Origin of the sequence: Klebsiella aerogenes KCTC 2190 (assembly GCF_000215745.1) — a bacterium.
Classification (GTDB): Bacteria; Pseudomonadota; Gammaproteobacteria; order Enterobacterales; family Enterobacteriaceae; genus Klebsiella; species Klebsiella aerogenes.
Window position 1 is genome coordinate 1,639,988 of the sequence record NC_015663.1, and the last position, 24,020, is coordinate 1,664,007.

The following is a 24,020-nucleotide window of genomic DNA, read 5'->3' on the forward strand; positions in this document are numbered from 1 at the left end:
ATGTCGTTGGCAAAAGCATCACTGTGGACCGCGGCGTCCACCTTAGTCAAAATAGGCGCCGGTCTGCTGGTGGTAAAGCTGCTGGCGGTCTCATTTGGCCCGGCGGGCGTAGGACAGGCCGGTAACTTCCGGCAACTGGTCACCGTTCTGGGCGTCCTGGCGGGCGCCGGGATTTTTAATGGCGTCACTAAGCTGGTTGCCCAACATCACGACGATCCGCTACGCCTGAAGCAGGTGGTTGGAACCTCGTCATCAATGGTGCTCGGTTTTTCCACCCTGCTGGCGCTGGTCTTTTTGCTGGCGGCGGCGCCCATAAGCCAGGCGCTGTTCGGCCATTCGCACTATCAGAATCTGGTACGTCTGGTGGCGCTGGTGCAGATGGGAATTGCGTGGGCCAACTATCTGCTGGCGCTGATGAAAGGTTTTCGCGATGCGGCGGGTAACGCTTTTTCGCTGATTGCCGGGAGTCTGATTGGCGTGGCGGCCTACTACGCCTGTTACTACTTCGGTGGTTATCAGGGGGCGCTGTTAGGGCTGGCCTTAGTTCCCGCGCTGGTGGTGGTTCCGGCCGCCATTATGCTTTGGCGGCGCGGCGCGATCCCGCTGAACGCGCTACGTCCGCGTTGGGATAACGGGCTTGCGGGGCAACTATCGAAATTTACCCTGATGGCGTTGATTACCTCGGTGACGCTGCCGGTGGCCTATGTGATGATGCGTAATCTGCTGGCGGCGCATTACGGCTGGGAGGCGGTCGGCATCTGGCAGGGGGTGAGCAGTATCTCGGATGCCTACCTGCAGTTTATTACCGCTTCCTTTAGCGTGTATCTGCTGCCGACGTTGTCGCGGTTGAGCGCCAAAACGGACATCACGCGTGAGATAGTGAAGTCGTTGAAATTCGTCCTGCCGGCGGTGGCGGCGGCAAGCCTGACGGTCTGGCTGCTGCGCGATTTTGCCATCTGGTTACTGTTTTCCGCGCGCTTCACCGCGATGCGCGACCTGTTCGCCTGGCAGTTGGTGGGCGATGTTTTAAAAGTTGGCGCTTACGTCTACGGCTATCTGGTGATCGCCAAAGCGTCATTGCGTTTTTATATTCTGACGGAAATCAGCCAGTTCACGCTGCTGACCGCATTTTCACACTGGCTTATTCCGGCGCACGGCGCACTTGGCGCGGCGCAGGCGTATATGGCCACTTATATTGTTTATTTCGCCCTTTGTAGTGGCGTGTTTTTACTCTGGCGTAAACGGGCATGACAGCACTGATACACGTACTGGGATCGGATATCCCGCACCACAACCAGACCGTATTGCGGTTCTTTAACGACGAACTGGCCGCCGACGCGCGGGCCAGGACGTTTATGGTCGTGGGTGATGCGACAGGTATGCGCGAGGCGTATCCGGCGCTGGAAATTACCTGCTATCCGGGTAAGAAATCGCTGGCGCAGGCGGTGATTGCCAAAGCGAAAGCCGATCGCCAGCAGCGCTTTTTTTTCCACGGCCAGTTTAATACCGGTCTGTGGCTGGCGTTGTTGAGCGGCGGGATCCGCCCGTCGCAATTTAACTGGCATATCTGGGGCGCGGATCTGTATGAAAACTCAGCCAGCCTGAAATTCCGTCTGTTTTATCCTCTGCGCCGCATGGCGCAAGGGCGGGTAGGGCGCGTCTTCGCCACCCGCGGCGATCTCAGCTGGTTTGCTAACCGCCATCCGCGAGTGCCGGGCGAACTGCTGTACTTCCCGACGCGTATGGATCCGTCGCTAAATTCCCTTGCCGATACCGCCCCGCGCGGTGACACGCTGACCATACTGGTGGGGAACTCCGGCGATCGGAGTAATGAGCATATTGCAGCGCTAAAGGCGATTTATCAGCAATTTGGCGATACGGTGAATGTCATCGTACCGATGGGCTATCCGGCCAACAATGAAGCGTACATTGATGAAGTGCGCCAGGCGGGAGCGGCGCTGTTTAGTCGCGAGCATCTGCAGATCCTCAGCGAGAAGCTTGAGTTTGATGATTATCTGGCGCTGCTGCGCCGCTGCGACCTGGGCTATTTCCTGTTTGCGCGCCAGCAGGGTATCGGCACGCTGTGCCTGCTGATTCAGGCGGGTATTCCCTGCGTGCTCAATCGCGAAAATCCGTTCTGGCAGGATATGACCGAACAACAGATCCCGGTGCTGTTTACCAGCGATACACTGGATGTCGACGTGGTGCGCGAAGCACAGCGCCAGTTAGCGAGCGTTGATAAAACGCAAATCGCCTTCTTCCGCCCGAACTATCTGGCGGGCTGGCAGCGGGCGCTACAGCTGGCAGCGGAGGCGCGGGTATGACGTTAATGCAATTTAGCGGGCTGTTGGTGGTCTGGCTGCTGTCGACGCTGTTTATCGCCACTGCCACCTGGTTTGAGTTCCGCCGCGTGCGCTTTAACTTCAACGTCTTTTTCTCGTTGTTGTTCCTGCTCACCTTTTTCTTCGGCTTCCCGTTAACCAGTATCCTGGTATTCCGCTTTGACGTCAGCGTGGCGCCGCCGGAGATTTTGCTGCAGACGCTGCTGGTTGCGGTATGCTTCTATGCCATCTACTACGTGACCTACAAAACGCGATTGCGTCCGGCATCGCGCGATGTTCCACGTCGTCCGCTGTTTACCATGAACCGGGTTGAAACCCATCTGGCCTGGGGGATTCTGATGGGGCTGGCGCTGCTGTGCGTCGGTATCTTCTTCGCCCACAACGGTTTCCTGCTCTTTAAGCTCAATTCATACAGCCAGATATTCTCCGCGGAAGTGTCCGGCGTGGCGTTGAAGCGCTTCTTCTACTTCTTTATTCCGGCGATGCTGGTGATCTATTTCCTGCGTCAGGATTACAAGGCGTGGATTTTCTTCCTGGTGAGCACCGTCGCCTTTGGTCTGCTGACCTACGCGATCGTCGGCGGTACCCGCGCCAACATCATTATCGCTTTCGCTATCTTCCTGTTTATCGGCATTATTCGCGGCTGGATCAGCCTGTGGATGCTGGCGGCGGCGGGCGTGCTGGGTATTGTCGGCATGTTCTGGCTGGCGTTGAAGCGCTATGGGATGAACGTTAGCGGCGATGAAGCGTTTTATACATTCCTCTATCTCACGCGCGATACCTTCTCGCCGTGGGAGAACCTGGCGCTGCTGCTGCAGAACTACGACAAGATTGAGTTCCAGGGGCTGGCGCCGATGATCCGCGACTTCTACGTCTTTATCCCCAGCTGGATGTGGCACGGTCGCCCGACAATGGTGCTGAATACCGCCAATTACTTCACCTGGGAAGTGTTAAACAACCATTCGGGGCTGGCGATATCGCCGACGCTGATTGGTTCGCTGGTGGTGATGGGCGGCGTATGGTTCGTACCGCTGGGCGCCGTCGCGGTAGGGCTCATCATTAAATGGTTCGACTGGCTGTACGAACTAGGCAACCGGGAGAGCAATCGCTACAAAGCGGCTATCCTGCACAGTTTCTGTTTCGGCGCTATCTTCAACATGATAGTGCTGGCGCGCGAAGGGTTGGATTCGTTCGGCTCCCGCGTGGTGTTTTTCCTCGTGATCTTTGGTATCTGCTTGTTAGCGGCGAAACTGCTGTACTGGCTCCTGGACAGCGCAGGATTGATTCATAAGCGGGTGAAGCCGCTTTCGCAACCGCAGGTCTGATAAGGATGAACATGACTGATAACACTTCCGCGCCGCAGTATGCGCTGCGAGGGCTGCAGCTGATTGGCTGGCGCGACATGCAGCATGCGCTCAACTATCTCTTCGCCGACGGCGAGCTGCGTCAGGGAACGCTGGTCGCGATCAACGCCGAAAAAATGCTGGCGGTAGAAGATAACCCGGAAGTGCGTGCGCTGATTGAGGCCGCCGAGTTTAAATATGCCGACGGTATTAGCGTCGTGCGCTCATTACGTAAAAAATATCCGCAGGCTGAGGTGTCGCGCGTTGCCGGCGCCGATCTGTGGGAAGCGCTGATGGAGCGGGCTGGCGCTCAGGGAACGCCGGTGTTCCTGATCGGCGGCAAGCCCGAGGTGCTGGCGGAGACGCAAGCGAAGCTGCGTGAGCGCTGGAAGGTCAATATCGTCGGCAGTCAGGACGGCTATTTTTCCGCCGATCAGCGTCAGCAGCTGTTTGAGCGGGTGCGCGACAGCGGGGCGAAAATTGTCACCGTCGCGATGGGATCGCCGCGCCAGGAAATTCTAATGCGCGACTGCCGGCTGGTATATCCCGCCGCGCTGTATATGGGCGTTGGCGGCACTTATGACGTCTTTACCGGCCACGTTCACCGGGCGCCAAAATTCTGGCAGAACCTGGGGCTGGAGTGGTTCTATCGCCTGCTCCTGCAACCGAGCCGTATCAAAAGACAGTTCCGTTTACTGCGCTATTTACGTTGGCATTATTCCGGCAAGCTCTGATATTCCACTGCAACCAGGCGAGATTGCATACATATTCTGTGTAATCTCTTCACTCGCCTGATACTTTATTTGCCATTTCCGTAAAATTAATTAACCATTCGCATGCTTCAAACGCGTGGGGGAGACCTGCGCGTCGGCAAGGCTATGGTTTCAATTAATAACAATAACCGGGAGTACCCGGAGTACAGCAAACACAAGAGGCTTTATGACTGAGAAAAAAGCGGAACTCCAGCGTGGACTGGAGGCCCGGCATATTGAGCTAATCGCGCTAGGCGGGACGATTGGCGTAGGGTTATTCATGGGCGCGGCAAGTACGCTGAAGTGGGCCGGTCCATCCGTCCTGCTGGCGTATATTATCGCCGGTTTATTTGTCTTCTTTATCATGCGTTCGATGGGCGAAATGTTGTTCCTCGAACCGGTAACCGGCTCATTCGCCGTTTACGCGCACCGTTATATGAGCCCGTTCTTCGGCTATCTCACGGCCTGGTCATACTGGTTTATGTGGATGGCGGTGGGAATATCAGAGATCACCGCCATCGGGGTATACGTCCAGTTCTGGTTCCCGGAGATGGCGCAGTGGATCCCGGCGCTAATTGCCGTTGGGTTGGTAGCACTAGCGAATCTGGCGGCAGTGCGTCTGTACGGCGAGATCGAGTTCTGGTTTGCGATGATTAAAGTCACCACCATTATCGTGATGATAGTCATTGGCCTGGGCGTCATCTTCTTTGGCTTCGGCAACGGCGGACAGTCGATCGGTTTTGGCAACCTGACCGAGCACGGTGGCTTCTTCGCCGGCGGCTGGAAAGGCTTCCTGACGGCGCTGTGTATTGTCGTCGCCTCTTATCAGGGCGTTGAACTTATCGGTATCACCGCCGGGGAAGCGAAAAACCCGCAGGTCACGTTGCGTAGCGCGGTAGGCAAGGTACTGTGGCGTATCCTGATTTTCTACGTGGGGGCGATTTTCGTTATCGTGACTATCTTCCCGTGGAACCAGATTGGATCGACCGGTAGCCCATTCGTTCTCACTTTCGCCAAAATCGGCATTACCGCGGCGGCGGGGATTATCAACTTCGTGGTGCTGACCGCAGCGCTGTCGGGCTGTAACAGCGGGATGTATAGCTGTGGGCGTATGCTGTACGCGCTGGCGCGCAACCGTCAGCTACCGGCGGCAATGGCCAAAGTATCGCGTCAGGGCGTGCCGGTGGCGGGCGTCGCGCTGTCGATCGTGATTCTGCTAATCGGTTCGTGCCTGAACTACATTATTCCTAACCCGCAGCGCGTGTTTGTCTATGTCTATAGCGCCAGCGTGTTGCCGGGGATGGTGCCGTGGTTTGTGATCCTGATTAGCCAGCTGCGCTTTCGCCGCGAGCATCAGCAGGCGATGGCCAGCCATCCGTTCCGTTCATTGTTGTTCCCGTGGGCAAACTATTTGACGATGGCTTTCCTCGTTTGTGTGCTGATCGGCATGGGAATTAACGATGAAACCCGGATGTCGCTCTTTGTCGGAATGATTTTCCTCGCCGCGGTGACCCTTATTTATAAGGTTTTCGGCCTCGGCAAGCGGGGAAATCTCGATAAAACGGCGGAATAAGCGCCAAAGCGCACAAACTGTGAGCAAATAGAAATTTTATTTAAAAAGGCACTAGACAGGGGTGGGGGAAGTCCGTATTATCCACCCCCGCAACGGCGCTAAGCGCCCGTAGCTCAGCTGGATAGAGCGCTGCCCTCCGGAGGCAGAGGTCTCAGGTTCGAATCCTGTCGGGCGCACCATTTACCCGGTGCTGGAGCTGCGGTGGTTTTAATACCGCGTAAAAGAATTGTTGTGGTGGCTATAGCTCAGTTGGTAGAGCCCTGGATTGTGATTCCAGTTGTCGTGGGTTCGAATCCCATTAGCCACCCCATTATTTGATAGAGTTGTGAATTGCGAAGGTGGCGGAATTGGTAGACGCGCTAGCTTCAGGTGTTAGTGTTCTTACGGACGTGGGGGTTCAAGTCCCCCCCCTCGCACCACGACTTTAAAGAATTGAACTAAAAATTCAAAAAGCAGTATTTCGGCGAGTAGCGCAGCTTGGTAGCGCAACTGGTTTGGGACCAGTGGGTCGGAGGTTCGAATCCTCTCTCGCCGACCAATTTTGAACCCCGCTTCGGCGGGGTTTTTTGTTTTCCGGCTTTGCCCAATCCTCTTTTATCCCGCTGATCTTTCTCGTAAAAAAAAGGTTCTACCTCTGCGAATTATTGTCCGGAATTGTCCCAAATGATCGTTGCGATAGATGCAATCCCCCCGGATCCTGTGCGATAATAACCGGGTAGATGCTCATTCCATCTCTTATGTTCGCCTTCGTGCCTCATAAACTCGGGAATGATGCAGAGCCGTACTTACGGTGCTTATCGTCCACTGATAGATGTCGCATTTTATGTCTCATCAAACACCATGGACATTACGTTGAGTGAAGCACCCAATTTGTTGTCAAACAGACCTGTTTTAACGCCTGCCCTGATTTCAGCGCAGGCGTTTTTTTCTTTCAGGGGTAGGCTATTTTTTTCGCGAGAGAAGGGCGCTATCGCCCCATACGAGGCGATAGCGTTATCGTGAATTACTGCTGAGGGTTATTGTGTAGCGTCAACAGCAGGCCGTCACGACGCATGGTCGCCGCTTCTTCCGGCTGGTGCAAGCGGTCCAGCGCATCGGCAAGCCACGCGTAATCAAAGGCATCCGGGCGCTGCTTAAGCGCGGCGCGGAAGGCGATACTGGCCTCCTGCCATTCACCGTGACGCATCAGCGACTGGCCCAGAGTGCTCCACAGCAGCGGACGGTCGCCGACGGCTTTGATCTGCTGGCGCAGCACTTTTTCCAGTTGCTCCGGATTATTGGTCTTCAGCCGTGGGATCGGCATGACCAGGCGGTCGTCGTACTGTTTCTTCAGACCATCGATAATAATTTGCTGTGCGGTATCGTGATCGTCGCTTTCGATCAGGCGTTCGGCCATTGCCACCTGCAGCGGTATCAGCGCGCGCGTTTTACGGCTCTGGTTGCGCCACCATTCGCGTAGCCCTTCGCTACCGCCGTCGGCCAGCGCTTTATCCATCAGTCCAATCCACGCCAGCTGTTCCAACGCGGCGCGGTGCTCTTCATCCGCCACGTTGGCTTTCGCCATAGACGGAATGATGTCCAGCAGCGAATTCCACGCGCCGGTGCGGGTATAGGCCTGCTCGGCGAGACGCAGTACCTCCGGATGACGCGGGGTCACTTCCAGCAGCTTATCGATACCGTGACGGGCGGCGTGGTTTTCATTACGCGCCAGCTGTAGGCGCACGCGGGTGATTTCAACCGGGATCAGATCGTCGCCAGCCAGTTCGGCGGCGCGCTCAAGATGCTGATTGGCGCGAGCTTCATCACCGCGCTGTTGGGCCGCTTCCGCCGCTAACAGATAGTTCACTACCGGTTGTTCGGCGTGATCGGCATTTTTCGCCATCAGCTTTTCAACCTGTTGGTAATCGCCTTCCGCCAGTTTCAGCAGCGCTTGCTCGGTTTGCTTACGCGCGCGGCGGCGCTTACGGCCGACGAACCAGCCGCGCGTGTGCGCGCCGGTACGGAAAATGCGGCGCAGAAGCCACTCGATAGCAAACAGCACGACCATTGCGAGGATCAGGATGATCACAAGACCCGTCACGCTGGTTTCGATATTGTAGTTATCGGTCTGGATCAGAACATAGCCCTGATGGCCCGCGATCATCGGCCCAACGACGATCCCGGCGATCAGCAGTGCGAAAAGCAGGAGAATTTTCAGCATCGGTTATTCTCCTTGCGGCGCAGGGGCTGGCGCGGTCGCTGCTGGCGCTGGCGTCGGAGCGGCTGCCGCAGGCTGGGCCATTAAATTACGCACCCGGGTTTGCATCAGCTTTTCCAGCAGGCTCTGGCTCTGCAGCGTTTCCGGTACGCTCATGGTGATACTCTGCTGACTGAGCTTATCCACTTCTTCAAGGAAAGCCTTGGTAGTGGCGTCTTCAGTATCGTAATAAGCGCGTACCCAGGTGGAGACGTTTTCCAGCGCCTGCTTATAGGTTTCTTCCTGATGACGCGGCACCGCCTGCGCGGCGACCAGCAGGCGAGAACGGATATTTTCGCGCAGATAGACATCCTGATTCGGCGCTAACAGCGGCACCGCCGTTTCGTCGCGGCGGCGTATGGTAATGAAGCTATCCATAAAGTTCTGCCAGCTTTTCTGCAGGTTAACCCGCCATTCGCCGATGGAGCTGGAGAGCTCGTCGCTGTCGGCATCCATCGGGGAATCATCGTCGTTATTATCGGCCAGACGCAGATTGTCGATTTGATTCGCCAGCTGGTTAACTTTGAGGATGATGCCGTCATAATCGACCTGGCTTACCGCCGACAGCGAAGCGATGTCATCGGTGATGGCGCGGCGCGCGCCGATAAGGCTTGGGTCGTTCATGTCGGCGAGGCTGGCATCGGCGCTTTTCAGCAGCGCGGCGGCGGTCGTCACATCCTGATCGCTCCACAGTTTACGTCCCGCCAGCTTAACCAGGAAATCAGCCTGCGCCAGCAGCCAGGTTTTGGCGTCGCTGCCGGAAATCACGGCAACTTTTTGCTGTAGCTCATCAAGCTGTTTCGTCAGGGTTTCCTGTTCACGTTTGGCTTCGCTCAACTGGTCAGCCTGCTGTTTGATGACGCTTTCCAGCTCGCTCTTCTGGCTGTCCTGCGCTTTTTGCAGCGCCGCGAGCTGGCTTGCTAATTCAGAGCTGGTTTCGTTTTGCCGCGTAACCTGCTGCTTATTCAAGCCATACAGGCCAATACCGGCGGCGAGGGCGATAGCGATAGCAATCGCGCTGAGCGCCAGGCTGGTTTTGTTGCCGGCCTTTTTCTTCTCGTTGTTTTCTGGCTGTGGCGTGGTTTCCACGGCCTCCCTGGTCTCTTCAACCACGGCGGATTGATTTTGTTGTTCCGTCATTATGGCTTCCAATGTTGAGAGTTATTGTAATGCGCGTAGCAGCGCATCGTTGTCGGCGTTATCGGCAACCTGAATATCCTGCCAGCCCAATTCCCGGGCCTGAAGGGCCAGACGTTCGCTGACAACGATAAGGCTACAGTGCAGCAGCCACTGTTCGCGATACCACTGGGGTATTAACGACCACAGCTGCTGCAGCATCTCGCCGCTGGTGACCACCAGCGTTGTGACTCCACGAGATTGCCAGCGCATAGCCTCTTCCGCACCATCATAGTACTTCGCACAACGTTGATAACATTCACAAAATGTTACTTCGGCGCCGCGATCTCGCAGCGTGTCGCCGAGTAATTCCCGCCCGCCGTTGCCGCGCAGAATCAGGGCTTTCTTGCCCGCAATGTTTTGTAATTCAGGTAATTGTAGCAAGACTTCGCTGATTTCCCGATCTAACGGGTAACGGATATTTTTACCACTGACCGTATGCAGGGCCAGCGCGGTGGTGCGGCCTATCGAGAAATAGGCCGGGTCGGAGGGCCAGCGTTGGCTCTCCTGCAGCAGACGGGCATGGGCGAATTCCACCGCATGCTGCGACAGCGCAAACAACAAATCGTCCGCGCCTAATGCCGCCAGTTGACGCGGGAGCGTTGCCAGTTCTCGCCCCGGCGTGAATTCAATCAGCGGAAAGCTCCAGGCCACGCGTCCCAGCGCGCGCAGGCGGCTGACTAACTCTTCACCTTGCGGTAGCGGACGGGTGACCAGGATGCTCATCGTGGGGCTTCTCCATCATAGACCGCCGCGAGGATGTCGCGGGCGCCGTTATCCAGTAGCTCTTCCGCCAGCGAGACGCCGAGCGACTCTGCCTCTTCAGGCCGCCCGCGGCGTTCACCGCGCACGACCCGCGAACCATCCGGCGCGCCCACCAGCGCTCGTAGCCACAGCTCACCATCGCGCAGTTCGGCATAGCTGCCAATCGGCACCTGACAACCGCCTTCGAGACGGGTGTTCATCGCCCGCTCGGCACGTACGCGCACGGCGGTCTCTGTATGGTTAAGCGGCGCTAACAGCGCTTTGGTCCATTCATCGTCAAGGCGGCATTCGATACCCACCGCGCCCTGGCCGACGGCCGGCAGAGATTGTTCAGGCGAGAGCGGCTGGCGAATACGCGTTTCCAGTTTCAGGCGCTTCAGACCGGCGGCGGCAAGGATAATAGCGTCATACTCGCCGTTATCGAGTTTGCCTAATCGCGTGCCAACGTTGCCGCGTAGCGAGCGGATCACCAGATCGGGGCGCTCTGCCGCCAACTGGCACTGGCGACGTAAACTTGATGTGCCAACGATGCTGCCAGCCGGCAGCGTGTCAATTGAGGCATAGTGATTGGAAACAAATGCGTCTCGCGGATCTTCACGTTCGCAGATGGTGACCAATCCCAGGCCTTCAGGGAATTCGACCGGGACATCTTTCATCGAATGGACGGCGATATCGGCGCGCCCCTCAATCATGGCGAGCTCTAACTCTTTCACAAATAAGCCCTTGCCGCCCACTTTCGCCAGCGGGGTATCAAGGAGCACGTCGCCGCGGGTGACCATTGGCACCAGCTCAACGGAAAGCCCCGGATGACAGGACTCCAGACGCTCTTTCACATAATGTGCCTGCCATAGCGCAAGCGGGCTTTGCCGTGTGGCAATTCTCAAAACTTTGTCTAACATGCTTGTTACCGTCATTGTCGACCATGAGCCATCCTAACATTGTTGCTTTAGGGATGTTAGTTTCGCGGTTAATGTGGGATGCTGGCATGATGACCTTTAGCGTTTCATGCGCGTGCGGTTGCCGCAAGCGTAGTGGGGAATTTACACCCGGCAAACGGTGCTACACTTGTATGTAGCGCATCTTTCTTTACGGTCAATCAGCAAGGTGTTAAATTGATCACGTTTTAAACCATTTGTCAGCCAGCAGTTCATCACAACCACACCGATGACGAATGGTGACGGTTCTTGTTGAAATACTGAAATCCTCCGTACTATTGTACGTCGGATTTTTGAACATCAGGCGATATGTCTTGTACCTCTATATTGAGACACTGAAACAGAGACTGGATGCCATCAACCAACTGCGCGTGGATCGCGCGCTTGCTGCCATGGGACCCGCTTTCCAGCAGGTTTACAGTCTTCTGCCGACATTACTACATTATCATCACCCGCTGATGCCGGGTTACCTTGACGGTAACGTTCCCCGCGGCATTTGCCTCTACACGCCTGATGAAACCCAACGCCACTATCTTGACGAACTCGAACTGCATCGCGGCCTGCTAACGCAGGAGCCGCCGAAAGGCGAACTGCCGATTACCGGCGTCTATTCGATGGGCAGTACCTCTTCCGTCGGGCAAAGCTGCTCTTCCGATCTGGATATCTGGGTATGCCATCAGGCCTGGCTGGATAACGAAGAACGCCAACTGCTGCAGCGTAAATGCAGCCTGCTTGAAAGCTGGGCGGCGTCGCTCGGCGTCGAGGTCAGTTTCTTCCTGATTGACGAAAACCGTTTCCGCCATAACGAAAGCGGCAGCCTCGGCGGCGAAGACTGTGGTTCGACCCAGCATATTTTGTTGCTCGATGAATTTTACCGCACCGCCGTGCGTCTTGCCGGGAAACGTATTCTGTGGAATATGGTGCCGGGCGATGAAGAAGACCATTACGATGATTACGTGATGGGACTGTATGCCCAGGGCGTGCTGACGCCAAACGAATGGCTCGATCTCGGTGGCCTCAGTTCGCTGTCGGCGGAAGAGTACTTCGGCGCCAGCCTGTGGCAGCTGTATAAGAGCATAGACTCCCCGTATAAAGCGGTGCTGAAAACGCTGCTGCTGGAAGCCTACTCGTGGGAATACCCCAACAACCGCCTGTTGGCGAAAGATATTAAACAGCGCCTGCACGATGGCGAGATTGTCTCATTCGGTCTCGACCCCTACTGCATGATGCTGGAGCGCGTAACCGCCTATCTGCAGGCTATCGAAGATGACACCCGTCTCGATCTGGTACGCCGCTGCTTCTATCTGAAAGTCTGTGAAAAACTCAGCCGCGAGCGCGCCTGTGTGGGCTGGCGTCGTGAAGTCGTCAGCCAGCTGGTGAAAGAGTGGGGCTGGGATGAAAAGCGTCTGATGATGCTCGATAACCGCGCTAACTGGAAAATCGATGAAGTGCGCAAAGCGCACAACGAACTGCTCGACGCGATGATGCAGAGCTATCGTAATCTGATCCGCTTCGCGCGTCGCAATAACCTCAGCGTCTCCGCCAGCCCGCAGGATATCGGCGTGCTGACGCGTAAGCTGTATGCGGCCTTTGAAGCCTTGCCGGGCAAGGTTACCCTGGTAAACCCGCAAATTTCACCGGACCTGTCGGAACCGAATCTGACCTTTATCCACGTGCCGCCGGGCCGCGCCAACCGTACCGGTTGGTATCTGTATAATCGCGCGCCGGATATGGAATCGATCATCAGCCATCAGCCGCTGGAATATAACCGTTACCTTAATAAGCTGGTGGCCTGGGCCTGGTTTAACGGCCTGCTGACCTCACGCACCCGTCTGTTTATTAAGGGCAACGGTATCGTCGATTTGCCGAAGCTGCAGGAGATGGTGGCCGACGTGTCGCACCACTTCCCGCTGCGCCTGCCGGCGCCGACGCCAAAAGCGCTGTACAGCCCGTGCGAAATTCGCCACCTGGCGATTATCGTCAACCTCGAATATGACCCGACGGCGGCATTCCGTAATCAGGTGGTGCATTTCGACTTCCGTAAGCTCGACGTTTTCAGCTTCGGCGAAGAGCAAAAATGCCTGATTGGCAGCGTCGACCTGCTGTATCGCAACTCGTGGAACGAAGTGCGCACGCTGCACTTTAACGGCGAGCAGGCGATGATCGAAGCGCTGAAAACTATTCTCGGCAAAATGCATCAGGACGCCGCGCCGCCGGATAGCGTGGAGGTGTTCTGCTATAGCCAGCACCTGCGCGGCCTTATCCGCACCCGCGTGCAGCAGATGGTCTCCGAGTGCATCGAACTGCGTCTCTCCAGTACCCGTCAGGATACCGGGCGCTTCAAAGCGCTGCGCGTCTCCGGCCAGACCTGGGGCCTGTTCTTCGAGCGCCTGAACGTTTCGGTGCAGAAGCTGGAAAACGCCATTGAGTTCTACGGCGCTATCTCGCACAACAAGCTCCACGGCCTGTCGGTACAGGTAGAAACCAATCACGTTAAGCTGCCGGCGGTGGTGGATGGTTTCGCCAGCGAAGGGATAATTCAATTCTTCTTTGAAGATGCGGATAACAATGACAGCGGCTTTAACATCTACATTCTCGATGAAAGCAACCGCGCAGAGGTCTATCACCACTGCGAAGGCAGCAAAGAAGAGCTGGTCCGCGACGTCAGCCGCTTCTACTCATCATCGCACGATCGCTTCACCTACGGCTCCAGCTTCATTAACTTCAACCTGCCGCAGTTCTATCAGATAGTCGAAGTTGACGGACGCACGCAGGTGATCCCGTTCCGCAGTCAGGCGATTGCCGCCGCGGTGCCGCCGGGCCAGGAAGCGGTCGCCTCACCGGTGCTGCAGCAGCGCTACTCGTAGATTTGGCCCGGATAAGGCGCGATGCGCTATCCGGAGATATTCCCTGCTGGCGCTGCGCTTAGCAGGGCTACGGTTGTATGTCGTCGGGTAGCCCGGATAAGGCGCGATGCGCCGCCATCCGGGAAAGACCTCATTAACGGAAGCTCACCGTCTCGCCGGCCTGATTGCTCGCCGCCTGCTCCAGCAGATCCCAGAAGCGTTCGCCGCTGCGATCGCAGATCCACTCGTCGCCTTGCAGATCGAAGTGATAGCCGCCTTGCTTGGTCGCCAGCCAGACCTGATGCAGCGGTTCCTGACGGTTAATAATGATCTTACTGCCATTTTCGAAGCTGATGGTCAGCACGCCGCCGTTGATTTCGCAGTCGATATCGCTGTCGCCGTCCCAATCGTCCAGACGTTCTTCGATGGTCATCCACAGGCTATCGGCCAGGCGATGGAATTCACTGTCGTTCATGGTTCTATCCTGCTTTTTTGAAGATGGCCGCAGTATAGCGCGAAACAAAAGCGCGTGCAGTCAGATGCTAAACGCTTGCTTTTACGTCTTCTCCTGCGATGATAGAAAGCAGTAACGAATGAATCATGGGCAACTATCAATGAAAAACGTTTTACCCACGCTTGCCGTTCTGTTTGCAATCTTCAGCCTGACCGGCTGCGGTTTGAAAGGGCCGCTGTATTTCCCGCCGGCAGACAAAACCGCGCCGCCGCCGACCAGGCCGGTTAACCCAGGCATTCAGAGCGCGACGCCGGATCGTAACGATCGCGGCGATAATGGCGGTCCGACCCAGGTTAACTATTAACGATAACGTTCTGTTCCGCGCAATTGGAGTAGATAATGCAGTTCTCTAAAATGCATGGCCTCGGCAACGACTTCATGGTTGTTGATGCGGTAACGCAGAATGTTTTCTTCTCACCGGAGCTGATTCGCCGCCTTGCGGATCGGCATCTTGGCGTCGGCTTCGACCAGCTGCTGGTTGTCGAGCCGCCGTACGATCCCGATCTGGACTTCCACTACCGTATCTTCAATGCTGACGGTAGCGAAGTCTCGCAGTGCGGCAACGGCGCGCGCTGCTTCGCCCGCTTTGTCCGTTTAAAAGGCCTGACCAATAAACGTGATATCCGTGTGAGCACCGCCAATGGGCGTATGGTATTAAGCGTAACGGAAGATGATCTGGTGCGCGTTAACATGGGCGAGCCGAATTTCGAGCCGTCTCAGGTCCCATTCCGCGCCAACAAAGCGGAAAAGACCTATATTATGCGCGCGGCTGAACAGACAGTATTGTGCGGCGTCGTCTCAATGGGCAACCCGCACTGCGTGATTCAGGTCGATAACGTGGACACCGCCGCGGTTGAAACCCTCGGTCCGGTGATGGAAAGCCACGAACGTTTTCCGGAACGCGCCAATATCGGCTTTATGCAGGTAGTGGAACGCTCTCATATTCGTCTGCGCGTCTATGAACGCGGCGCAGGTGAAACGCAGGCCTGCGGCAGCGGCGCCTGTGCGGCGGTGGCGGTCGGTATCCAACAGGGATTACTCGCCGAAGAGGTACGCGTGGAATTGCCAGGCGGGCGTCTCGACATCGCCTGGAAAGGTCCGGGTCAACCGTTGTATATGACTGGCCCGGCGGCACACGTCTACGACGGATTTATTCATCTATGAAACAGATCGGGGAAGAACAGCAGGAACTCGCCACAGCGCTCGACGACAGCGCGGTAGTAGATTATCTGCTGCAAAATCCTGAGTTCTTTATTCGTAATGCAGCGCAGGTAGAGCATATCCGCGTCCCGCATCCGGTGCGCGGCACCATCTCGCTGGTCGAGTGGCATATGCTGCGGGCGCGTAACCATATCAACGTGCTGGAAGAAAATATGACGCTGCTGATGGAACAGGCGACGGCCAATCAAAGCCTGTTTCAGCGCCTGTTCCATCTCCAGACGCGCCTGGCGTCCGCCGATAGCCTGGATGAAATGCTCAACCGCTTTCATCGTTGGGCGCGCGAGCTGGGTCTGGCGGGCGCGACGGTGCGCCTGTTTCCGGACAGCTGGCATCTCGGCGCGCCGTCTAAATTCACCCATCTGGCGTTGAGCCGGCAGGCGTTCGAACCCATTCGTATCCAACGGTTGGGCCAGGCACGTCACTATCTTGGTCCGCTGAACGGGCCAGAGCTGTTGGTGGTGCTGCCGGATGCGAAAGCTATCGGCTCGGTGGCGATGTCGCTACTGGGCGATGACGACGCGCCGGGGGTGATGTTCTTCAGCAGCCGTGATCCACAACATTATCAGCAAGGTCAGGGGACGCAGTTACTGCAGGAGATTGCGCGCATGCTGCCCGGCCTGCTGGAGCGCTGGATTGAACGCGCATGACCGACTCCCCGCTATTCGCCTGCGTCGACCGCTTCCTGCGCTATCTCGGCGTAGAGCGCCAGCTTAGCCCGATTACGCTCACGAATTACCAGCGTCAGCTGGAAGCGCTGATCGCGCTGGCGGATGATGCTGGCTTAAAAAGCTGGCAGCAGTGCGACGCCGCTCAGGTACGTAGCTTTGCCGTGCGCAGCCGCCGCGCGGGCTTAGGCCCGGCGAGCCTGGCGCTGCGGCTTTCCGCCTTGCGCAGTTTCTTCGACTGGATGGTCAGCCAGGGCGAGTTAGCGGCTAACCCGGCGAAGGGGATTGCGGCGCCAAAAATTCCCCGCCACTTACCGAAAAATATCGACGTTGATGATGTGAATCGGCTTCTGGATATCGACCTTAACGACCCGCTCGCGGTGCGCGACCGGGCGATGCTGGAAGTGATGTACGGCGCGGGGCTGCGTCTTTCTGAGTTAGTTAACCTTGATATTCAGCACCTTGATCTTGAGTCAGGGGAAGTGTGGGTGATGGGTAAAGGCAGCAAAGAGCGCCGCCTGCCAATTGGACGCAACGCGGTGGCGTGGATCGAACATTGGCTGGATTTGCGCGGCCTGTTCGGCGGTGATGACGACGCGCTGTTTTTGTCGAAGCTGGGTAAGCGAATTTCAGCGCGCAACGTGCAGAAGCGGTTTGCCGAATGGGGGATCAAGCAGGGGCTCAATAGCCACGTGCATCCGCATAAGCTGCGGCACTCCTTCGCGACGCATATGCTGGAGTCGAGCGGCGATCTGCGCGGCGTGCAGGAGCTGCTGGGGCATGCCAATCTCTCCACCACCCAAATCTATACCCATCTCGATTTTCAACACCTTGCCTCGGTGTACGATGCCGCGCATCCGCGCGCTAAACGGGGGAAATAATGCGTTTTTACCGACCTCTGGGCCCGATCTCCGCGCTGACGTTCGACCTGGATGACACCCTTTATGATAACCGCCCGGTGATTGACCGGACGATGCAGGAATCGCTGACGTTTGTGCGCAATTACCATCCGGCGCTGAGCCAGTTTGATGCCCATGCGCTTAATCAACTGCGACAAACGCTATTGTCCTCAGAACCTGAGATTTATCACGATGTCACCGTCTGGCGCCACCGCGCGCTGGAGTTAGGGATGCGTAATGCCGGACTCTCCGCCGCCGAGGCGAAAGCCGGCGCCGATGCGGCGATGGAAAACTTCGCCCACTGGCGCAGTCGCGTCGACGTGCCGCAGGAGACGCACGATACGCTGGCGAAGCTGGCGCAGAAATGGCCGCTGGTAGCTATCACCAACGGTAACGCCCAGCCAGAACTGTTCGGGCTGAATGACTATTTCCGTTTCGTGCTGCGCGCGGGTCCGGATGGTCGCTCCAAGCCGTTTGCCGATATGTACCATCTGGCGGCGGAGCGCCTGGATTTACCCCTCGGGCAGATTCTGCACGTCGGCGATGATCTGACCACCGACGTGGCTGGCGCTATTCGCTGTGGAATGCAGGCCTGCTGGATCAAGCCGCAGGACGCGTCGTTGATGAAAACCGCCGATAGCCGCCTGCTGCCGCATATTGAAATTTCACGGTTGGCATCTCTGACCTCGCTGATATAATCACCAGTAACTCTGTATATATTAACAGGGGTTCGTGGAACCCCTTCTCTTCCGGCGGTGCCAATGGACGTTTCTTACCTGCTCGACAGCCTTAATGACAAACAGCGTGAAGCCGTAGCGGCCTCGCGCACCAATATGCTGGTTCTGGCAGGGGCGGGCAGTGGTAAGACGCGCGTACTGGTGCACCGTATCGCCTGGCTGCTGAGCGTGGAGAACTGCTCGCCGTATTCCATTATGGCGGTGACCTTTACCAACAAAGCGGCGGCGGAGATGCGCCACCGTATCGGCCAACTGATGGGCACCACCCAGGGCGGTATGTGGGTCGGCACCTTCCATGGCCTGGCCCATCGCCTGCTACGCGCCCATCATCTGGATGCCAACCTGCCGCAGGATTTCCAAATCCTCGATAGCGAAGACCAGCTGCGCCTGCTGAAGCGCCTGATTAAGGCGATGAACCTGGATGAGAAGCAATGGCCGCCGCGTCAGGCGATGTGGTACATCAACAGCCAAAAAGATGAAGGGCTGCGCCCGCACCATATTCAGAGCTACGGCAACCCGTTCGAACAGACCTGGCAGAAGGTGTATCAGGCCTATCAGGAAGCCTGCGATCGCGCCGGGCTGGTGGACTTCGCCGAGCTGCTGCTGCGCGCGCACGAGCTGTGGCTGAACAAACCGCACATCCTGCAGCACTACCGCGAGCGCTTCACCAATATTCTCGTCGACGAATTCCAGGACACCAATAACATTCAATATGCCTGGATCCGCCTGCTGGCGGGCGATACCGGCAAAGTGATGATTGTCGGCGATGATGACCAGTCGATTTACGGCTGGCGCGGCGCGCAGGTTGAAAACATTCAGCGCTTCCTGAATGACTTCCCGGGGGCGGAAACTATTCGTCTGGAGCAGAACTATCGTTCGACCAGCAATATTCTCAGCGCCGCCAACGCCCTGATTGAAAACAACAACGGGCGGTTGGGCAAAAAACTGTGGACCGACGGCGCCGACGGCGAGCCCATTTCGCTGTACTGCGCCTTCAACGATCTCGATGAAGCGCGTTTCGTGGTTAACCGAATTAAAACCTGGCAGGAGAACGGCGGAGCGCTGGAGCAGTGCGCCATTCTCTATCGTAGCAACGCCCAGTCGCGCGTGCTGGAAGAGGCGCTGCTACAGGCCAGCATGCCTTACCGTATCTACGGCGGCATGCGCTTCTTCGAACGTCAGGAAATCAAAGATGCGCTCTCTTATCTGCGCCTGATTGCCAACCGCAACGATGACGCGGCGTTTGAGCGCGTGGTCAATACGCCTACCCGCGGCATCGGCGATCGTACCCTGGATGTGGTGCGCCAGACCTCGCGCGATCGTCAGCTGACGCTGTGGCAGGCCTGCCGCGAGCTACTGAAAGAGAAAGCGCTGGCTGGCCGCGCTGCCAGCGCTCTGCAGCGCTTTATGGAGCTTATCGACGCGCTGGCGCAGGAAACCGCCGATATGCCGCTGCATGTCCAGACTGACCGGGTCATTAAAGATTCCGGCCTGCGTATGATGTACGAGCAGGAAAAAGGCGAGAAGGGCCAGACCCGCATCGAAAACTTAGAGGAACTGGTGACGGCGACGCGCCAGTTCAGCTACAACGAAGAAGATGAAGATCTGATGCCGCTACAGGCGTTCCTCTCCCACGCCGCGCTGGAAGCCGGCGAAGGGCAGGCGGATACCTGGCAGGATGCGGTACAGCTGATGACTCTGCACTCGGCAAAAGGGCTGGAGTTCCCGCAGGTGTTTATCGTCGGCGTTGAAGAGGGGATGTTCCCGAGCCAGATGGCGCTTGATGAGGGCGGTCGTCTGGAGGAAGAGCGTCGTCTGGCCTACGTCGGCGTGACGCGCGCGATGCAGAAACTGACGCTGACCTACGCCGAAACCCGTCGTTTGTACGGCAAAGAGGTTTACCATCGCCCATCGCGCTTTATCGGCGAGCTGCCGGAAGAGTGCGTGGAAGAGGTGCGGCTGCGGGCTACGGTGAGCCGCCCGGTTAACCATCAGCGCCTCGGTACTCCGGTGGCGGAGAACGATACCGGCTATAAGCTGGGCCAGCGGGTCCGGCATCCGAAGTTCGGCGAAGGCACCATCGTAAACCTTGAGGGCAGCGGTGAACATAGCCGGCTGCAGGTGGCATTCCAGGGGCAGGGAATTAAATGGCTGGTCGCCGCCTATGCCCGGCTGGAAACGGTGTAACTTTAAGAAAAATATAATTTTTTTGTAATAATCTGCTAGCCTTATATGCTAAAGGGCAGGATTTGCTCTTTAGCGTTCCCTTGCGTGTTGACGCCGTTTTTGCGCTGGCGTAACATGCGCGCACGATTACGCTAAGAGGACATTCGCCTTGGACACACCCAGTAGATGCTGGCTCAATTTCCTGTCATTCAGGAACAACTCCTAAGGCTATCCCCTTATGCCGATAGCCTTAGCGGTTGTCGGCGACCCGTCCTATTCCCGTCGCTCTGAGTCAGGCTTAATGGTCTGAAACCCAAATAGTTTCTGTGTGCCCATCGAACTGTCCGATAAATTTTTTGTATTGGGAGTCCCGGTCATGCTGAGCGCATTTCAACTGGAAAATAATCGTTTAACGCGCCTTGAGGCCGATGAGATCAAGCATCTTGCCAGCTCGGTGTGGGTCGATCTGGTCGAGCCAGACGATGACGAACGTAGCCGTGTGCAAACGGAGTTAGGCCAGAACCTGGCGACGCGCCCGGAACTGGAAGACATCGAAGCGTCAGCGCGTTTCTTTGAAGACGAAGATGGTTTACACATCCACTCCTTTTTCTTTTTCGAAGATGCCGACGATCACGCCGGTAACTCAACCGTGGCGTTTACCATCCGCGAAGGCCGCCTGTTTACATTGCGCGAGCGTGAACTACCCGCTTTTCGCCTGTACCGCATGCGCGTGCGTAACCAGACGCTGGTCGACGGCAACGCCTATGAGCTGCTGTTAGATCTGTTCGAGACCAAAATCGAACAGCTGGCGGATGAGATAGAAAACATCTACAGCGACCTGGAAAAGCTGAGCCGCGTGATTATGGAAGGCCACCAGGGCGACGAGTACGACGAAGCGCTGTCGACGCTGGCGGAACTGGAAGATATCGGCTGGAAGGTTCGCCTCTGTCTGATGGATACCCAGCGCGCGCTAAACTTCCTCGTGCGCAAGGCGCGCCTGCCGGCAGGCCAGCTGGAACAGGCGCGAGAGATCCTGCGAGATATCGAATCCCTGCTGCCGCACAACGAATCGCTGTTCCAGAAGGTGAACTTCCTGATGCAGGCGGCGATGGGCTTTATCAACATCGAGCAGAACCGCATTATCAAGATCTTCTCGGTGGTTTCGGTTGTGTTCCTGCCGCCGACGCTGGTGGCGTCCAGCTATGGGATGAACTTTGAGTTTATGCCGGAACTACACTGGAGCTTTGGTTATCCGGGAGCCATCGTGTTTATGATGTTGGCAGGCCTGGCGCCGTATCTCTACTTCAAGCGTAAAAACTGGCTGTAGTTGTTGTGCCGGATGCGCTTCGCTTATCCGGGCCTACGTGTTGTGCTTTTGTAGGCCGGATAAGGCGTAGCCGACATCGGGTAATATCCTATCCCCGGCGCCCCCGTCTTTGCGTATATACCGCATCCATCACGAATATCGCCAGCGCCACCCAGATAAAGGCGAAGGTTACCATCTTATCCGTGCCCGGCACTTCACCGTAGAACGTTACCGCCAGCAGGAACATCAGCGTCGGACCAATGTACTGGAAAAAGCCCAACGTTGACAGGCGCAGGCGGGTCGCCGCACCGGTAAAGCACAGCAGGGGGATGGTAGTTACCACGCCCGCGGCCATCAGCAGTAAATTGAGCGACCAGGGGTTGTCTCCCATATGGCTGGTTGGGCTATCGGTGATGCCGAAAAGCCAGATCGCCGCCACTGGCAGCAGCCATAGCGTTTCCACCAACATGCCGGTCTGCGCATCGACGGCGATTTTCTTACGTACCAGTCCGTAGAAGGCAAAGCTGAAGGCTAGCCCAAGGCCGATTACCGGCAGTGAGCCGAAGGTCCAAAGTTGCACCAGCACGCCGCAAAAAGCGAGGATCACCGCCAACCACTGCAGCCGACGAAAGCGTTCGCCGAGGAAAATCATCCCGAGCACGATATTAACCAGCGGGTTAATAAAGTAGCCGAGGCTAGCTTCCAGCATATGGTGGTTATTGACCGCCCAGATAAAGAGCAGCCAGTTGCCGCCGACCAGCACTGCAGAGAGCGCGAGCAGGAAGATCTTGCGCGGGGTTTTTAGCAGTTTTTTTACCTGCGGCCACTGGCGGCTGACGCTGATGAGCGCCACCATGAAAAAGAAAGACCAGATCACGCGATGGGTCAGGATTTCATCGGCGGGAACGTAGTAAATAAGTTTGAAGTACGCCGGCGCGATACCCCAGATAAAATAGGCGGCCAGCGCCAGCATAACGCCCAGCCGCGTTTGTTTTGCGTCCATTGGTAGAATCCATTGCCAAAGAGAGTGATGTTACTCGATCTGCGGCAATCAACCCACCATATAGGTGGCCGTGGCGCTGGCGATATAAACCTGCTCTTCGTTATGCAGCTCGACGCGAGCCACGGCGACTTTGTTTCCGGCACGCAGCAGGCTGCTGGTCGCGGTGAAGCGTTCGCCGCGGCCAGGGCGTAAATAATCGACGCGCAAATCGATAGTTCCCATCCGCGAGAGGCGCTGGCGCAGCTCTTCTTCGTTGATGGTGTCATGGCGAGTCAGGGTGCTGCCGACGCAGACCAACCCCGCGGCGACATCCAGCGCAGACGCAATAACGCCGCCGTGCAGAATACTCTGCGCCCAGTTGCCAACCATCATCGGCTGATTATTAAAGCTGAGCTGGGCAAACTCTTTTTCATACCGTTCCAGTTCCAGCCCAAGGGCACGGTTAAAAGGCATATGATAAACAAAAATCTCGCCCACCAGCTTTAGCGCGGCGGCGGCGGTCAGTTCAGACATAGCAGAGGTCCATTCGTTAATGAAATGTTGATTTTATGCTTCAAAAATATTGATTTCCACTTTCGGAGGCGATAACGCAGCGGGAGGTGGATAAATAGGTAGAATGGCAGCAGGACAAAACATTAATAAGAACCATTCTTCAGGAGAACAGTAATGCGTATCTCTTTAGCCTGGCTGCTGGCGCTTAGCGCGTTACCAGCAGGCGTTCTGGCGCAGGACGCGCCGATTGAACAAACCGTTCATGACAAACCCGCGGTACGGGGCAGTATTATCGCCAACCTGCTGCAGGATCATGATAATCCGTTCCTGCTTTATCCTTATGAGAGCAACTATCTGCTCTATACATGGACCAGCGATCTCAATAAAGAGGCAATTCGTAGTTACGACTGGGCCGATGACGCGCGTAAGGATGAGGTGAAGTTCCAGCTCAGCCTGGCGTTCCCGTTATGGCGCGGTATTCTCGGCGATAATTCGCTGCTTGGCGCCTCCTATACGCAAAAATCCTGGTGGCAGCTCTCTAACAGTAAAGGCTCGGCGCCGTTTCGCGAAACCAACTACGAGCCTCAGCTCTTCCTTGGCTTCGCGACGGATTATGAGTTTGCCGGCTGGACCTTGCGCGATATCGAAGTCGGCTATAACCACGACTCTAACGGCCGTTCCGATCCAACGTCACGTAGCTGGAACCGCCTGTATACTCGCCTGATGGCGCAAAACGGTAACTGGCTGGTTGAAGTGAAGCCGTGGTATGTGGTCGGCAGCACCGATGATAACCCGGATATTACGAAATACATGGGTTACTACCGCCTGAAGATTGGCTACCAGCTTGGCGAGGCTATCTTTAGCGCTCAGGGGCAATATAACTGGAATACCGGCTACGGCGGCGCGGAAGTCGGGGTCAGTTATCCTATTACCAAACATGTGCGCGCCTATACTCAAATCTACAGCGGTTATGGCGAATCACTAATCGACTATAACTTCAATCAGACGCGCGTCGGCGTCGGCGTGATGCTCAACGATCTGTTTTAATC

The 24,020-nt window shown here is 56.7% G+C and carries 22 protein-coding genes and 4 tRNA genes; 19 read left to right on the plus strand and 7 right to left on the minus strand.

Going from position 1 to position 24,020, the window contains the following annotated elements; genetic code table 11:
• From wzxE to EAE_RS07990, 9 genes are all read left to right on the plus strand, one after another.
• Window positions 1-1,251: a lipid III flippase WzxE gene (gene wzxE / locus EAE_RS07950; protein WP_015703974.1), complete on the plus strand. Its 1,251-nt coding sequence runs from the start codon at window positions 1-3 to the stop codon at window positions 1,249-1,251.
• A complete protein-coding gene (locus EAE_RS07955) occupies window positions 1,248-2,324 on the plus strand; it encodes a TDP-N-acetylfucosamine:lipid II N-acetylfucosaminyltransferase (protein WP_015703975.1) in 1,077 nt (358 codons plus the stop codon). The genes wzxE and EAE_RS07955 overlap by 4 nt, the downstream gene beginning before the upstream one ends.
• Complete coding sequence (gene wzyE / locus EAE_RS07960; RefSeq protein ID WP_015368875.1) at window positions 2,321-3,667, plus strand: ECA oligosaccharide polymerase; 1,347 nt, start codon at window positions 2,321-2,323, stop codon at window positions 3,665-3,667. The genes EAE_RS07955 and wzyE overlap by 4 nt, the downstream gene beginning before the upstream one ends.
• Window positions 3,668-3,678: 11 nt before the next feature.
• Window positions 3,679-4,419, plus strand: coding sequence for a lipopolysaccharide N-acetylmannosaminouronosyltransferase (wecG, locus tag EAE_RS07965; RefSeq protein ID WP_015368874.1), 741 nt, complete (start codon window positions 3,679-3,681; stop codon window positions 4,417-4,419).
• Between the two features lie 205 nt (window positions 4,420-4,624).
• Window positions 4,625-6,010 (plus strand): bifunctional threonine/serine APC transporter ThrP, encoded by a 1,386-nt coding sequence (thrP, locus tag EAE_RS07970; RefSeq protein WP_015368873.1) that lies wholly within the window; start codon window positions 4,625-4,627, stop codon window positions 6,008-6,010.
• 102 nt (window positions 6,011-6,112) lie between these two features.
• Window positions 6,113-6,189, plus strand: a tRNA-Arg gene (locus EAE_RS07975).
• A gap of 55 nt (window positions 6,190-6,244) precedes the next feature.
• Window positions 6,245-6,320: transfer RNA gene (locus EAE_RS07980), tRNA-His, on the plus strand.
• A 22-nt stretch (window positions 6,321-6,342) separates the two neighbouring features.
• A tRNA-Leu gene (locus EAE_RS07985) sits at window positions 6,343-6,429 on the plus strand.
• Window positions 6,430-6,471: 42 nt separating this feature from the next.
• A tRNA-Pro gene (locus EAE_RS07990) sits at window positions 6,472-6,548 on the plus strand.
• 465 nt (window positions 6,549-7,013) lie between these two features.
• On the opposite strand, the gene hemY is transcribed toward EAE_RS07990, so the two are convergent.
• The 4 genes from hemY to hemC are packed head-to-tail and all read right to left on the minus strand — an operon-like array spanning window position 7,014 to window position 11,086.
• Window positions 7,014-8,210 (minus strand): protoheme IX biogenesis protein HemY, encoded by a 1,197-nt coding sequence (gene hemY / locus EAE_RS07995; RefSeq protein ID WP_015703976.1) that lies wholly within the window; start codon window positions 8,208-8,210, stop codon window positions 7,014-7,016.
• A gap of 3 nt (window positions 8,211-8,213) precedes the next feature.
• On the minus strand, window positions 8,214-9,386 hold the full coding sequence (gene hemX, locus EAE_RS08000; protein WP_015703977.1) for a uroporphyrinogen-III C-methyltransferase: 1,173 nt from the start codon (window positions 9,384-9,386) through the stop codon (window positions 8,214-8,216).
• A gap of 21 nt (window positions 9,387-9,407) precedes the next feature.
• Window positions 9,408-10,148, minus strand: coding sequence for a uroporphyrinogen-III synthase (gene hemD / locus EAE_RS08005; RefSeq protein ID WP_015703978.1), 741 nt, complete (start codon window positions 10,146-10,148; stop codon window positions 9,408-9,410).
• A complete protein-coding gene (gene hemC, locus EAE_RS08010) occupies window positions 10,145-11,086 on the minus strand; it encodes a hydroxymethylbilane synthase (RefSeq protein ID WP_015703979.1) in 942 nt (313 codons plus the stop codon). The genes hemD and hemC overlap by 4 nt, the downstream gene beginning before the upstream one ends.
• Before the next feature lie 350 nt (window positions 11,087-11,436).
• Here hemC and cyaA point away from each other — a divergent pair, with 350 nt between their 5' ends.
• A complete protein-coding gene (gene cyaA / locus EAE_RS08015; protein ID WP_015368868.1) occupies window positions 11,437-13,989 on the plus strand; it encodes a class I adenylate cyclase in 2,553 nt (850 codons plus the stop codon).
• 133 nt (window positions 13,990-14,122) lie between these two features.
• Here the strand turns inward: cyaA and cyaY are convergent, their stop codons facing one another.
• On the minus strand, window positions 14,123-14,443 hold the full coding sequence (gene cyaY / locus EAE_RS08020) for an iron donor protein CyaY (RefSeq protein ID WP_015368867.1): 321 nt from the start codon (window positions 14,441-14,443) through the stop codon (window positions 14,123-14,125).
• Between the two features lie 139 nt (window positions 14,444-14,582).
• On the opposite strand from cyaY, the gene lptM reads away from it, so the two are divergent.
• From lptM to corA, 8 genes are all read left to right on the plus strand, one after another.
• Complete coding sequence (lptM, locus tag EAE_RS08025) at window positions 14,583-14,786, plus strand: LPS translocon maturation chaperone LptM (protein ID WP_015703981.1); 204 nt, start codon at window positions 14,583-14,585, stop codon at window positions 14,784-14,786.
• Window positions 14,787-14,821: 35 nt separating this feature from the next.
• On the plus strand, window positions 14,822-15,646 hold the full coding sequence (gene dapF, locus EAE_RS08030) for a diaminopimelate epimerase (protein WP_015703982.1): 825 nt from the start codon (window positions 14,822-14,824) through the stop codon (window positions 15,644-15,646).
• Window positions 15,643-16,350, plus strand: a complete 708-nt coding sequence (locus tag EAE_RS08035; RefSeq protein WP_015368864.1) for a DUF484 domain-containing protein — start codon at window positions 15,643-15,645, stop codon at window positions 16,348-16,350. The genes dapF and EAE_RS08035 overlap by 4 nt, the downstream gene beginning before the upstream one ends.
• The gene (gene xerC, locus EAE_RS08040) at window positions 16,347-17,249 is read left to right on the plus strand and encodes a tyrosine recombinase XerC (protein ID WP_015703983.1); all 903 of its coding nucleotides are present in this window, start codon (window positions 16,347-16,349) and stop codon (window positions 17,247-17,249) included. Before EAE_RS08035 ends, xerC begins: the two co-directional genes overlap by 4 nt.
• Complete coding sequence (gene yigB / locus EAE_RS08045; RefSeq protein WP_015368862.1) at window positions 17,249-17,965, plus strand: 5-amino-6-(5-phospho-D-ribitylamino)uracil phosphatase YigB; 717 nt, start codon at window positions 17,249-17,251, stop codon at window positions 17,963-17,965. Before xerC ends, yigB begins: the two co-directional genes overlap by 1 nt.
• Window positions 17,966-18,028: 63 nt before the next feature.
• Window positions 18,029-20,191: a DNA helicase II gene (uvrD, locus tag EAE_RS08050; RefSeq protein ID WP_015703984.1), complete on the plus strand. Its 2,163-nt coding sequence runs from the start codon at window positions 18,029-18,031 to the stop codon at window positions 20,189-20,191.
• A gap of 148 nt (window positions 20,192-20,339) precedes the next feature.
• On the plus strand, window positions 20,340-20,396 hold the full coding sequence (gene ysgD / locus EAE_RS25530; protein ID WP_349815745.1) for a YsgD/CorL family protein: 57 nt from the start codon (window positions 20,340-20,342) through the stop codon (window positions 20,394-20,396).
• A gap of 150 nt (window positions 20,397-20,546) precedes the next feature.
• Window positions 20,547-21,497 (plus strand): magnesium/cobalt transporter CorA, encoded by a 951-nt coding sequence (gene corA, locus EAE_RS08055; RefSeq protein WP_002883400.1) that lies wholly within the window; start codon window positions 20,547-20,549, stop codon window positions 21,495-21,497.
• Between the two features lie 88 nt (window positions 21,498-21,585).
• Here corA and rarD read toward each other — a convergent pair whose 3' ends face one another.
• A complete protein-coding gene (gene rarD / locus EAE_RS08060; protein WP_015368860.1) occupies window positions 21,586-22,479 on the minus strand; it encodes an EamA family transporter RarD in 894 nt (297 codons plus the stop codon).
• A 48-nt stretch (window positions 22,480-22,527) separates the two neighbouring features.
• Window positions 22,528-22,992, minus strand: a complete 465-nt coding sequence (gene yigI / locus EAE_RS08065) for an acyl-CoA thioesterase YigI (protein ID WP_004097567.1) — start codon at window positions 22,990-22,992, stop codon at window positions 22,528-22,530.
• A gap of 153 nt (window positions 22,993-23,145) precedes the next feature.
• Between yigI and pldA the strand changes: the two genes are divergently transcribed.
• On the plus strand, window positions 23,146-24,018 hold the full coding sequence (gene pldA, locus EAE_RS08070) for a phospholipase A (RefSeq protein ID WP_015703985.1): 873 nt from the start codon (window positions 23,146-23,148) through the stop codon (window positions 24,016-24,018).
• The last annotated feature ends 2 nt before the right edge of the window (window positions 24,019-24,020 follow it).

Bases quoted from the DNA above. Each gene is read 5' to 3' on its own strand.
- wzxE (WP_015703974.1), top strand. From the start codon at position 1: ATGTCGTTGGCAAAAGCATCACTGTGGACCGCGGCGTCCACCTTAGTC.
- EAE_RS07955 (WP_015703975.1), top strand. From the start codon at position 1,248: ATGACAGCACTGATACACGTACTGGGATCGGATATCCCGCACCACAAC.
- wzyE (WP_015368875.1), top strand. From the start codon at position 2,321: ATGACGTTAATGCAATTTAGCGGGCTGTTGGTGGTCTGGCTGCTGTCG.
- wecG (WP_015368874.1), top strand. From the start codon at position 3,679: ATGACTGATAACACTTCCGCGCCGCAGTATGCGCTGCGAGGGCTGCAG.
- thrP (WP_015368873.1), top strand. From the start codon at position 4,625: ATGACTGAGAAAAAAGCGGAACTCCAGCGTGGACTGGAGGCCCGGCAT.
- hemY (WP_015703976.1), bottom strand. From the start codon at position 8,210: ATGCTGAAAATTCTCCTGCTTTTCGCACTGCTGATCGCCGGGATCGTC.
- hemX (WP_015703977.1), bottom strand. From the start codon at position 9,386: ATGACGGAACAACAAAATCAATCCGCCGTGGTTGAAGAGACCAGGGAG.
- hemD (WP_015703978.1), bottom strand. From the start codon at position 10,148: ATGAGCATCCTGGTCACCCGTCCGCTACCGCAAGGTGAAGAGTTAGTC.
- hemC (WP_015703979.1), bottom strand. From the start codon at position 11,086: ATGTTAGACAAAGTTTTGAGAATTGCCACACGGCAAAGCCCGCTTGCG.
- cyaY (WP_015368867.1), bottom strand. From the start codon at position 14,443: ATGAACGACAGTGAATTCCATCGCCTGGCCGATAGCCTGTGGATGACC.
- lptM (WP_015703981.1), top strand. From the start codon at position 14,583: ATGAAAAACGTTTTACCCACGCTTGCCGTTCTGTTTGCAATCTTCAGC.
- dapF (WP_015703982.1), top strand. From the start codon at position 14,822: ATGCAGTTCTCTAAAATGCATGGCCTCGGCAACGACTTCATGGTTGTT.
- EAE_RS08035 (WP_015368864.1), top strand. From the start codon at position 15,643: ATGAAACAGATCGGGGAAGAACAGCAGGAACTCGCCACAGCGCTCGAC.
- xerC (WP_015703983.1), top strand. From the start codon at position 16,347: ATGACCGACTCCCCGCTATTCGCCTGCGTCGACCGCTTCCTGCGCTAT.
- yigB (WP_015368862.1), top strand. From the start codon at position 17,249: ATGCGTTTTTACCGACCTCTGGGCCCGATCTCCGCGCTGACGTTCGAC.
- uvrD (WP_015703984.1), top strand. From the start codon at position 18,029: ATGGACGTTTCTTACCTGCTCGACAGCCTTAATGACAAACAGCGTGAA.
- corA (WP_002883400.1), top strand. From the start codon at position 20,547: ATGCTGAGCGCATTTCAACTGGAAAATAATCGTTTAACGCGCCTTGAG.
- rarD (WP_015368860.1), bottom strand. From the start codon at position 22,479: ATGGACGCAAAACAAACGCGGCTGGGCGTTATGCTGGCGCTGGCCGCC.
- yigI (WP_004097567.1), bottom strand. From the start codon at position 22,992: ATGTCTGAACTGACCGCCGCCGCCGCGCTAAAGCTGGTGGGCGAGATT.
- pldA (WP_015703985.1), top strand. From the start codon at position 23,146: ATGCGTATCTCTTTAGCCTGGCTGCTGGCGCTTAGCGCGTTACCAGCA.